The sequence below is a fragment of the Actinocrispum wychmicini genome (assembly GCF_004345645.1).
Classification (GTDB): domain Bacteria; phylum Actinomycetota; class Actinomycetes; order Mycobacteriales; family Pseudonocardiaceae; genus Kibdelosporangium; species Kibdelosporangium wychmicini.
Window position 1 is genome coordinate 688,776 of record NZ_SLWS01000007.1, and the last position, 12,082, is coordinate 700,857.

Annotated in this window: 4 protein-coding genes; 2 read left to right on the forward strand and 2 right to left on the reverse strand. The window is 66.0% G+C overall.

Translation table 11 applies throughout. The features are described from left to right. Positions 1-9 precede the first annotated feature (9 nt). Both EV192_RS33000 and EV192_RS33005 read right to left on the reverse strand, forming a co-directional pair. Positions 10-3,015, reverse strand: a complete 3,006-nt coding sequence (locus EV192_RS33000; protein ID WP_132122424.1) for a condensation domain-containing protein — start codon at positions 3,013-3,015, stop codon at positions 10-12. Between the two features lie 29 nt (positions 3,016-3,044). After that, positions 3,045-3,812: a thioesterase II family protein gene (locus tag EV192_RS33005; protein WP_132122426.1), complete on the reverse strand. Its 768-nt coding sequence runs from the start codon at positions 3,810-3,812 to the stop codon at positions 3,045-3,047. Positions 3,813-3,993: 181 nt separating this feature from the next. Between EV192_RS33005 and EV192_RS33010 the strand changes: the two genes are divergently transcribed. Continuing rightward, positions 3,994-5,895 (forward strand): AMP-binding protein, encoded by a 1,902-nt coding sequence (locus tag EV192_RS33010; protein ID WP_165960750.1) that lies wholly within the window; start codon positions 3,994-3,996, stop codon positions 5,893-5,895. After that, the coding region (locus tag EV192_RS33015; protein WP_165960751.1) for a condensation domain-containing protein at positions 5,892-12,082 on the forward strand (6,191 nt) is incomplete at its 3' end. The genes EV192_RS33010 and EV192_RS33015, both read left to right, overlap by 4 nt.

Sequence of the window (12,082 nt, forward strand, 5' to 3'; positions counted from 1 at the left end):
TTGGGTCACTCACCGCATCCGGGCGAGCAGACTGTTCACCTCGTCGTCCGACATCCGCGCCAACGCCCGCGCGGTCGCGTCGTCGGCCTGCCTGCTCTCCTCGGCCGCGCCGACCGACTCGGCCAACCCGGCGGCCGTGGGGCGCCGGAAGAACTCCCGGACCTGGACGGGCACACCGAACTCCTGGCGCACCCGGGCGATCACCTTCGCGGCGAGCAGCGAATGGCCGCCCAGGCCGAAGAAGTTCGCGTGCACACCCGGTCGCGGCACGTCCAGCAACTCGCCGAACAGGTCGGCGATGATCCGTTCCACGCGGTTGCGCGGCCGGGTCTGGTCGGTCGACCCGAACACCGCCTCGGCTTGCCTGGCCCGCAACATCCGACGGTCGACCGCGCCATTTTCCTTGCGGGGCAACGTGTCCAGCACGCCGAACACGGACGGCACCAGGTGTTCGGGGAGGTGTCGGGCGGCTGCGACCCGTACCTGGCGGACGAGTTCGGCGTCGGTGCCTGGTCGGCCCTGACCACGCGCGAGCCACCCGACGAGCGTGGTCTCGTCGCCGAACTCGCCCGCCACCACCGCGGCCTCGGCCACGTGTTCCTGCTGGCCGAGCGCGGTCGCCACCACCGCCGGGTCGACCCAGTGGTCGCGGAGTTCGATCCGGTCGTCGGCCGGTCCGACGACCTCAAGCTGTCCGTCCGTTGTGTACCGGGCGCGGAGGGCGGTCCGGCACAGCTCCTCGCCCACACCACCGATGTACAACTCCCCTACCGTGCCAACGGGTACCGGTTCAAGCCGTCCGTCGAGCAGGTGACGTGAGGTGTTCGCGAGCGGCGGCCCTGCCTGCCCGACCCGTTCCACGCCGGCCAGCACCCCTGCCTCGGCCACACCGTGCGCGCGCCATACCTGCGCGCCCGTGTCCTGCAGGCTCCGCACGAGTTCAGCCTCGAACGGCTCGCCCACGCACACGGCACGGGACACGGGTGTTCGGCCGGCAGACAGCAGGGCACGCCACTTCGCGGCGGTGCCGAACACGACTGTCGACTCGGCGTCCGTCAGGGTGGTCCGAGCCCCGGTGGCCAGCGGCAAGAGCAGCTCCACCAGGGCGAGCGCGGAACCTGGCTCGGCGACTGCCCCGATGACGTCGTCGCCGGACAGGCCGAGGCTGTCCCGAACGCCGGTGACCAGGTTGGCCAATGCCCGGTGGGAGATCCGTACCGGGTCGACCGTCCCCTGTGGATAGACGACGGCGGCCAGGTCATCCGGGCTTGGCTTGTCTTCGACTTCGCCACCGGCCTGGTGCGCGTCGACAAGCAGGACTCGTTGCCAGGACACGGTTTCAGCCAGTTCGGACGTGGTGAGCAGGATCGCGGGATCCGCGTCGGCCAGGATCGTTTCGGCCCGGTCGGGGTCAAGCATGAGGACCGCCGCGCCGGCTGTCAGCACCGCGCACACGCCGACCAGCAGCTCCGGCGTACGCGGCAAGTGGACGGCGACGACCTGCCCTGGCGCCACCCCTGCCGAACGCAGTCCACGCGCGAGGCTGTTCCCTCGGTCACGCAGCTCTGGGAACGTCAGGCCGTCGATCGCCGTTCCGTCCGCCGGGATGTCGAGCAGGTCCGTCAGCGGCTGGATCAGGCCGTACGTCCACTCCGGCGGGGGTGTGCCCGCGGCCACGCGCGTCACCGAACTGCTCGGGTCCTCGGCGATCCGCGACAGCATGTCCAGGTACTGGGCGAGCAGGCGCTCGGCGGTGGCGTCGTCGAACAGGTCGGTGTTGTACTCCAGCCGCAGCCTCAGCCCTTCCGCACTGGGCACACCTGTCAACCACAGGTCGAACTTGGCCGAGCCATCAGTGAGCTCGATCGGCTCCACGCGCAACCCGGGCAGGTCCAGCGTGACACCGGGCGTGGTCTGCAACGCGAACATCACCTGGAACAACGGGGTGCGGCTGAGGTCGCGCGGCGGGCGCAGCTCTGCCACCAGGCGATCGAACGGCATCTCCCGGTGCGCGAACGAGTCCAGGCACGTCGACCGGACCGCGCCGAGCACGTCGGCGAACGGCGCTTCGACGTCGATGTCGTCGGACAGCACCAGGGTGTTGGCGAAGAACCCGATGACGTCGTCGGCGTCCGGGTGTTCCCGACCCGCCACCGGGGTGCCCACCGCGATCTCCCGCTGGCCGGACAGGTGCGCGAGCAGCAGCTTGAACCCGCTCAGCAGCACCATGAACAGCGTGGCGTCGTTCGTCCGGCCCAGCGTGGTCAGCCGTTCGACCAGGTCCGCCGGGACGGACTCGGTACGCACCGCACCGCGAACCGTGCGCACGGGCGGCCGGGGCCGGTCGGTCGGCAGGTCCAGTGAGGGCACGCCGGCCAGTTGCGGACGCCAGTACTCGAGCAGGCGGTCCATTCCACCGTCGGCGAGGTGTTCCTCCTGCCACACCACGTAGTCGGCGTACTGAATGGGCGGCTCGCCGTCGAGCCCAGCGGTGTAGGCGCGTGCCAGGTCGCGGAAGAACAGTTCGATGGACCAGCCATCGCAGACCGTGTGGTGAATCGTGACGACTAGGACGTGCTCGTCGGCGGACATGCGCAACAACACCATCCGCACCAGCGGCGGTTCGTGCAGGACGAACGGGCGGCCCGCTTCGGCCCGTACGGCCACCCTCAGCCTCGCGTCCCGGTCGAGCGTGGAGCAGTCGATCATGGGCAGGGCCACCAGCGCCGACGGGGCCACCACCTGCTGCGGCTCGCCGTCGACCAGCGCGACACCCGTGCGCAACGCTTCGTGCCGGGCGATCACGGCGTCGACGGCGTGCTGGAGGTGCAGGCGGTCCAGGTCACCGGTCATCCGCACCGCGCTCGTGACGTTGTACGCGGCGTTGCTCTCCGGTTCGAGTTGGCACAGGAACCACAGGCGCTTCTGCGCCGAGGACGCCGGGAACACGTAGTAGCCGGTGAAGTCGTGCTCCTTCCCGGCCCCGGTCGCGCCGAGGTACGACGAGCTGGCCATTGCGCTGAGACCCTTTCGAAGACGTGCGACTACCGGATATCGCTCTCGATGGCCGAGAGGATTCTCGGTACGTGCTCACGGAAGAAGAAGTGGTCACCGGGGAAAATGTCGACGGCGAAACGTCCGGTGGTCAGCTCGCGCCATTTCCTGGCCTGCGCGACCGGTGTGCCGACGTCGTCCTTACCGCACAACACTCGCACCGGAATATCGAGCGATTCGCCGGGACGGTAACGATAGTCGTCCACCAGCCGCATGTCCGCCCGGACTGTGGGGAGCATGAGCTGAAGCAGTTTGGGGTAGTTCAGGATGTCCGGGTCGACTCCGTTGATGTCGATCAGCCACTGGACGAGTTGTTCGTCGGTGAAGTCGTGCATCCGTTCCGGACGCAGCACGTGCGGTGCGACGCAGCCGGACACCACGAGCGCTGCTGGTTTGGGCAGCCCTTCCAGGACAAGCCGGCGGGCCGCCTCGTAGGCGATCAACGCGCCCATACTGTGTCCGAACAGGACACATCCGCGAGCCGCGACCGGCGCCAGTTCGACCAGCAACGCGTCGAGCAGGCCGGACATGGTCGTACAAGCGGGCTCGTCGACGCGGGTTTCCCGGCCGGGCAACCGCGCGGCGAGCACTTCGAACGCGTCAGTGTGCGTCTGCCAGTCGCTGAAGACCGACGCGCTGCCCCCGGCGTGCGGCAGGCAGACCAAAGCACGACGCGCGGACGACGGCACGAACCACCGTCCAGACCGGCCCAGGGCCGGCCGGCTCGCGCGTGGATTCGCCATGCCATTCAACGCCATTTCAACTCATTCCGAAATTGACACTGCGACTGGCGTCGATACTAGGCTCGGTCGCGGGGAGCCCGTCAAGGCCGCGAAGAACCTTGTGAGAGCGGAAGAATAGGTGGCTGAGAGGTCGCCGATAGGTCCGGCACATAGTGTCGCACGTGCGGTATCGCGCCAGAGCGAAAAGGGGACGACGGTGGCACTTGCCGGGCTGGAACGGGAAACTGATTCGCTGGTGCAGGTTTTCGTGGAACGGTCCCAGTCGGATCCGGACCGGACTGCGTACGAATTCCTGCACGCCGATGGCGAAGTAGCGGAGCTTACCTACGGAACGTTGTTCGCGCGGGCGTCGGCGGTCGCCGCACGTCTCGTCGACCGTGGCGATCCAGGCGTAGCTCTGTTGCTGTACCCACCCGGCCTGGGCTTCGTGACAGCACTGTGGGGGTGTTTGCTGGCCGGCGTCCCAGCCGCGCCGGCGTACCCCCCGGTCGCTACCGAGAATGACCGTGGCACGGCGCGGTTCCTGAGGATCGTCGAGGACGCGCAGCCCGGGGTGATCGTGGCCGACCCGATGGTTGACGGCGTGTTGTCCACCTTGGGTCAGCAGCACTCGCTTCCGCCTGTGATCAGCGTCGACGCCGAGCTGGAATCCCTGGACGCGGCGCCGCACCTCCCTGGCTCGGATGACGTCGCGTTGGTGCAGTACACGTCCGGCAGCACGACCGAGCCGAAGGGCGTGGTGCTCCGGCACGGGAACCTCGTGCACAACACGCGGGCGATCGCCGAGGTCTTCGGTCTGGACGCCGGTTCGCGGTCGATCTCGTGGCTGCCGCCGTACCACGACATGGGTCTGATCGGATGCGTTCTCACTCCGCTGCGGGTGGGTTTCCCGATGCGGCTGATGTCCCCGCTGCATTTCCTCAAGAGCCCGCTGACCTGGCTGCGCCAGGTCAGCGACTTGGGCGTGACCGCGACCGGCGGCCCGAACTTCGCCTACGACCTGTGCGTCCGCCGGGCTCAGCGGGTCGATCTGTCCGATGTGGACTTGAGCTCGTGGCGGGTGGCGTTCAACGGAGCGGAACCGGTGCGGCGGAAGACGTTGGAGGCGTTCGCTCGTCAGTTCGCCGAGAACGGGTTCCGGCCGGAGGCGTTCCTTCCCTGCTACGGCTTGGCGGAGGCCACGCTGATCGTGTCCGGCCGGCACTGGCACCCGGACGACAGCGGCCCACGGGTCAGCTGCGGTCCCAGTGTCACCGGCATGCAGGTGGCGATCGTCGACGACGGTGTCCGCGTTCCTGCAGGTACGCAGGGCGAGATCTGGCTGCGCGGCCCGAGCGTGACCGCCGGCTATCTGAACGGAACCGACGACCTGTTCGGCGACCTCGACGGCGAGCGTTTCCTCCGTACCGGTGACCTGGGGTTGGTCCGAGACGGCGAGCTGTTCGTCACCGGTCGCAGCAAGGACGTGCTCGTCAGCCAGGGCGTCAACTATCACGCCGCGGACATCGAGGCGGCGGCCGTGCTCGACAACCCGGCCGTCCAGACGACCGCGGCCGCGTTCCAGGCGGACGACCGGATCGTGCTGGTGGCGGCTCGCGCACCAGGTACCCAGGACGACGACGCGACGGTCGCCGGGCGGCTGCGCACGCGCGTGTTGGAAGGGACGGGAGCCAGGCTCGACGTCGTGGTTTTCTGCCCGGTCCGGTCGATTCCGCGGACGACGAGCGGAAAGGTACGACGGGCCCGGTGCCGTGAGCTGCTGGTCGCCGGTGAGCTGCCGGGCGCGGTGGCGGCGCTGGGGTCGTGGGACAACGAGTTCCTGGCGAAGTTCGTGGCGGGTGTGTTCGCCGGGGTGTGCGAGGTCCCGTCCTGCGGGGTCGACCAGCGGCTGGTCGAAGTCGGCGGCGACTCGATCCGGGCGGCTGAGATCGCGGCCGCCCTTGAGGACGCGGTGGCGCTGCCCGTGCCGATGGAGGTCGTGCTGGACCAGGCGACACCTCGCCGCGTGGCCGCCCACCTGACCACGCGATGGGCCGAGGAAGGCGTCGGCATCCGCACCGTGATGGGCCGTCTGGCGGGAGAGGAGATCTCGCAGTGAACGTCGAGGATATGGGCCGTGAACTCGTCCAGCGGTGGCGTCGCCGTGGTCGCGTCGCTTCACAGTCCACACAGGATGGTGAGGCGCCGTTGAGTTTCAGCCAGGAAGGCATCTGGCTGTTCGAGCAGCTGCACCCCGGCACCCCGGTGAACAACCTGACGTTCTGTGGCATCGTGGACGGGCCGCTGGACATCGCCGCCCTGACGGCCGCGGTTCACCAGGTGTGCCAACGTCACTCGATCCTGCGTACCACGTTCACCAGCGAGCCGCGTCAGGTCGTCCACTCGGACCTGGTGATCGAACCCGAGGTCGTCGTCCTTTCCAGCGAGGACGAAGCGATCCAGCTGGCCCGCGAAGCTGCCCGTGAACCGTTCGACCTCGTTGCCGGACCGCTGTTGCGGGTCACGGTGTACCAATTGCCCTCAGCTCGGTCGGTGCTGAGCGTCACCGCCCACCATCTGATCGCCGACGGCTGGTCACTCGGAGTCTTCCTGCACGAGCTCACCGCGGTTGGTGATGTCCCTTGGCAGTACGCGGATCTCGCGCGACAGAACCGCGTCGCGCCGTCCCCCGCGGATCTGGCGTACTGGCGTGACCAGCTGTCTGACCACTCACCGCTGCAGCTGCCGACCGACTATCCTCGGCCGGCAAAGCCGGAATTCCACAGCGCTTTTCACTCTATCCACATTGGATATAACGTTCTTGGGCGAGTTCGCGCGCTTGCCGCCGAGACCGGGACGACTCCGTTCATGGTGTTGCTCGCCGGGTTCCACGTGTTGCTCGGTCGGTTGTCCGGTGGGACCGACGTGACTGTTGGGTCGCCGACGGCTACGCGGCAGCGGGTGTCGGCACCGCAGGTCATCGGCCCGTTGGTCAATATGCTGCCGTTGCGGGTGGATCTCAGTGGCGCGGTGTCGTTCCGTGAGGTCCTGGATCGGGTGCGGCACAGTTGCTTGGGCGCGTATGCCCATCAGGATGTGCCTTTCGAGAAACTGGTTGAAGAAGCGCGTTCTCAGTCCGCGCTGAGCCCGCTGTTCCAGGCCATGCTCGTCCACCAGGACGCCCCGGCCGACCTGCGACTGGGTGGCGTGTCGTTGACCCCTGTCCTGCAGGAGCCGAGCGCGGTCCACCACGACCTGGAACTGTATCTCTGGTCCGGTGACGACGGAATCACCGGATTCCTGGGCTACGACAAGGACTTGTTCACTGCCGCGACGGCCCAACGACTTGTCGACCGGTACGTGACATTGCTGTCTTCGGCCGTGGCAGAGCCTTCCCAGCCCGTCGCGGACCTGACGATGACATTCCCCGGCGAGGTCGAACTCCGCACCGAACTGTCCGAGGGTAAACAAATCCCCGTCCCTGACCGTCTGGTGCACGAATGGTTCGAACTGCAGGCCGACCGAACCCCGGACGCCGTCGCAGTCCGCGCGGTCGACGGCGAACTCACCTACCGCCAACTCGACCAACGAGCCAACCAACTCGCCCACCACCTCCGCACCCACTGTGCGGCAGGCCCTGAAACCCTGGTCGCCATCTGCCTCCCCAGAACCCTGGACCTGATCACCGCCCTGTTCGCCGTGCTGAAAGCCGGCGCAGCCTACGTCCCCATCGACCCCGCCTACCCCACCAACCGAATCACCTACATCCTCAACGACGCCAAAGCCGCCACCCTCATCACGACCAACGACATCAACGTCGGTGATGTCAACCAAGTCCTGATCGACCACGCAACAGGCCCCACCACCCGCCTAACCCCCACCGCCACCAAGAACAACCTCGCCTACGTGATCTACACGTCCGGCTCAACCGGGCAACCCAAAGGCGTGATGATCGAACACCACCAAACCACCGCCATGATCACCTGGGCCCTCGACACCTTCACCCCCACCGAGTTGACCAACGTCCTGGCGTCCACATCGGTCTGCTTCGACCTCTCCATCTACGAAATCTTCACCCCCCTCGCCACCGGCGGCAGCATCACCCTCACCGAACACAACGCCCTAGACCTCATCACAAACCCAACCCACGGCACCAACTCCCCCCACGGCACCAGCCCAACCCCCACCAACAACCCACCCCACGGCGCCGACCCCACCCGCACCACCGACCCAACTCCTGGCACCGGCACCGGCACCGGCACCGGCCCAACCTCCACCACAAGCTCCCCTCTTGACACCAACCCACCCCACGGCACCGCCCCCACCCAAGGCACCATCCTCACCCCCACCACCAAACCCACTCTCGATGCCAATCCCGACCTCACCATTGGCACCAATCCACCCCACGTCACCGACTCCACCCTCGAAACCAAACCCGCCCCCACCACGAACCGAACCTCCACCACAAACTCCTCCCTTGGCACCAACCCGCCCCACGGCGCCGACTCCACCCCAACCCACGACAGCACCTCCACCCACGACACCAACATCACCCTCATCAACACCGTCCCCTCCATAGCCCAAGAACTCCTCACCTCCAACGCCCTACCCACCAGCGCATCCACCATCAACCTCGCCGGCGAGCCCCTCAGCCCCACCCTGGTCCGCGCCCTCTACCAACAACCCCACATCCGCGCCGTCCACAACCTCTACGGCCCCTCCGAAGACACCACCTACTCCACCCACGCCCACACCACCCCGAACGACCACCGCACCCCCATCGGCCGACCCATCCACAACACCCAAGCACACATCCTCGACGCCAACCTACGTCCCGTCCCCATCGGAAGCATCGGCGAGCTCTACCTCAGCGGATCAGGCATCACCCGCGGGTACCACAACCAACCCACCCTCACCGCCGAACGCTACCTCCCCGGCCCCCAAGGACAACGCCTCTACCGCACCGGAGACCACGCCCGCTGGCGACCAGACCAACAACTCGACTACCACGGCCGCACCGACCACCAAATCAAACACCACGGCCACCGCATCGAACCCACCGAAATAGAAACCACCCTCCACAACCACCCACACATCAACCAAGCCGCAGTAACAATCAAGAACGACACCCTCACCGCCTACATAGTCGCACCCCAACTCAACAACGACCCCACACCGCTACAAACCCACCTCCACAAAACCCTGCCGACCCACATGATTCCCACCTTGTGGGTCTTCCTGGACACACTCCCCCTCACCCCCAACCACAAGATCGACCGCAACGCACTCCCCAACCCCACACCCACCACCACACCCCACCAACCACCCCGAACACAGATCGAACGTCTCATCGCCACCATCTGGCAACACGCACTGGACATCACCACCATCGGCATCCACGACAACTTCTTCACCCTCGGCGGACACTCCCTCCTCGCCACCCGCATCACCAACCAACTCCAAACCCAACTTCACATCACCATCCCCCCACACACCCTGTTCGAACACCCCACGATCGCCGAACTGGCCCACGAACTGACCACAGCAAGCGGCATCAAGACAATCCCCCGCCTGCAACGCACCGAAGAAGACGGCCGCATCATCCTGCCGGCGTCCTTCGGTCAGGAACGCCTATGGTTCCTCACCCAACTCGACCCCCAAACAACCACCGCCTACCACATGACCGGCGCCGCAACCCTCCACGGCCCCCTCAACACCACCGCACTCCACCACGCCCTCCACACCACCACCCAACGACACGAAACCCTCCGCACCACCCTCCACCACACCACCCCCAACACCCAACAACCCACCCACACCAACCAAACCCCCACCACCACCCACATCCACCACACCCCCAACACTCAGCCCACAAACGCACCGCAAAGCGATCCCGACACACAGCAGACCGGACACACACCGCGCACCACCACAACCACCCCAGAGCACACCGCTCCAACCACGGCCCACACCGACCAAACCACCCACAGCACCTCGGCCACCGGCCACACCGACCAGACCACCCGAACTACCCTCGCCACCAGCCACACCAACCAGACCAGCCCCACCGCTTCGGCCACCAGCTACACCTACCAGTCCGTCCACTCCGCCTCGCCCACCCTCAACCACGTCACCGCCAACCCCTCACAACTCACCGACATCCTCAACCACGAAGCAACCCACCCCTTCAACCTCACCCAAGGACCACTCCTCCGAGCCACCCTCATCCACCACACACACAACCACCACACACTCATCATCACCATGCACCACACCATCTCCGACGGCTGGTCACTCACCATCCTCCTCAACGAGATCGGCGTGCACTATCGCGCTTGGTTGTCCGGCACAGAGGAGCCGTTGCCGCCGTTGGAAATCCAGTACGCGGATTTCGCCAGCTGGCAGCGCGACCGGTTCGGTGCTGGGGAGTTGGCGGAACAGGTTGGCTACTGGCGGAAGCAGTTGGCTGGAAGTTTGCCGCTTGAACTGCCCACCGACTTTCCGCGTCCGCCGCGCCAGACCTTCAATGGTGCCGCCGTTCCTGTGCACGTTGACCGTTGCGTTGCGGAGCGGATCGATGAGATCGCACGGGCGGAAGGCACGACTGTGTTTGTTGTGCTGCTTGTTGCGTACCAGATTCTATTGGCCAGGGTGTCCGGGCAGGACGACATCAGTGTGGGGTCGCCGGTGTCCGGGCGTCAGCATCCGGACGTGGAGAATCTCATTGGTTTCTTTGTCAACACCTTGGTTTTCCGCAGTGACTTGGGCCGCAACCCCACGTTTCTCGAGGTGTTGGGTCGGGCGCGACGGACGTGCCTGGATGCGTACACCCACCAGGAGGTTCCGTTTGAGAAACTTGTCGCGGAATTGCAGGTGGAGCGGGACCTCAGTCGCAGTCCACTCTGCCAAGCGATGCTCGTCCACCAGGAATCGCCTCTGCCGACCTTGGACATCGACGGTGTCGAGTGCACATTCGGGCAGCCGGACCAGCACACCAGTCAGTTCGACCTCACACTGAGGCTTGAGCAGACCGCAGACGGGCTGCACGGCGAACTGGTCTACAACACCGATCTGTTCGAGAGTTCAACCGCCGAGCGGCTGGTGGCCAGGTACGTGGTCCTCCTCGACAGGCTGACCGCATCACCCAATACGCACCTTGCCGACGTGTCAGCGCCGCCGCCCGAAGAAGTCACGCTTCTCGCTGAACTGACCCAAGGCAAGCAGATCCCGGTTCCGGACCGTTTGGTGCATGAGTGGTTCGAGATCCAGGCCGATCAAACTCCGGACGCGGTCGCCGTCCGTGCCGTCGACGGCGAACTCACCTACCGCCAACTCGACCAACGAGCCAACCAACTCGCCCACCACCTCCGCCACCAACACCACATCACACCCGAGACCCTGGTCGGAGTATGTCTACCCCGCACCCTCGACCTGATCGTCGCGTTGTTCGCCGTGCTGAAGAGCGGCGCCGCCTACGTCCCCATCGACCCCGCCTACCCCACCAACCGAATCACCTACATCCTCAACGACGCCAACGCAAAAGCACTCATCACCACCAATGACACCAACGTCGGTGATGTCAACCGGGTCCTGATCGACCACGCGACGGGCCCCACCACTCGACTCATACCTGCGGGTGACAAGCAAAACCTCGCCTACGTCATCTACACCTCAGGCTCAACCGGGCAACCCAAAGGTGTGATGATCGAACACCACCAAACCACCGCCATGATCACCTGGGCCCTCAACACCTTCACCCCCACCGAGTTGACCAACGTCCTAGCGTCCACCTCCGTCTGCTTCGACCTCTCCATCTACGAGATCTTTGCCCCACTGGCGGCAGGCGGCAGCATCACCCTCACCGAACACAACGCCCTCGACCTCACCATCAACCCCGACCTCGGCACCAACATCACCCTCATCAACACCGTGCCATCAGTCGCCGAAGAACTCCTCATCTCCAACGCCCTGCCAGCCAATGCCTCCACCATCAACCTGGCCGGCGAACCTCTCAGTCCGACATTGGTCCGCGCTCTCTACGACCAACCCCACGTGAAGGCGGTCCACAACCTCTACGGCCCGTCGGAAGACACCACCTATTCCACCCATGCCCGCACCAGGCCGAAAGACCAGCGCACCCCCATCGGCAGGCCCATCCACAACACCCAAGCACACATCCTCGACGCCAACCTACGTCCCGTCCCCATCGGGAGCATCGGCGAGTTGTATCTCAGCGGCGCCGGAATCACCCGCGGCTACCACAACCAACCCACCCTCACCGCCGAACGCTACCTACCCAGCCCCCA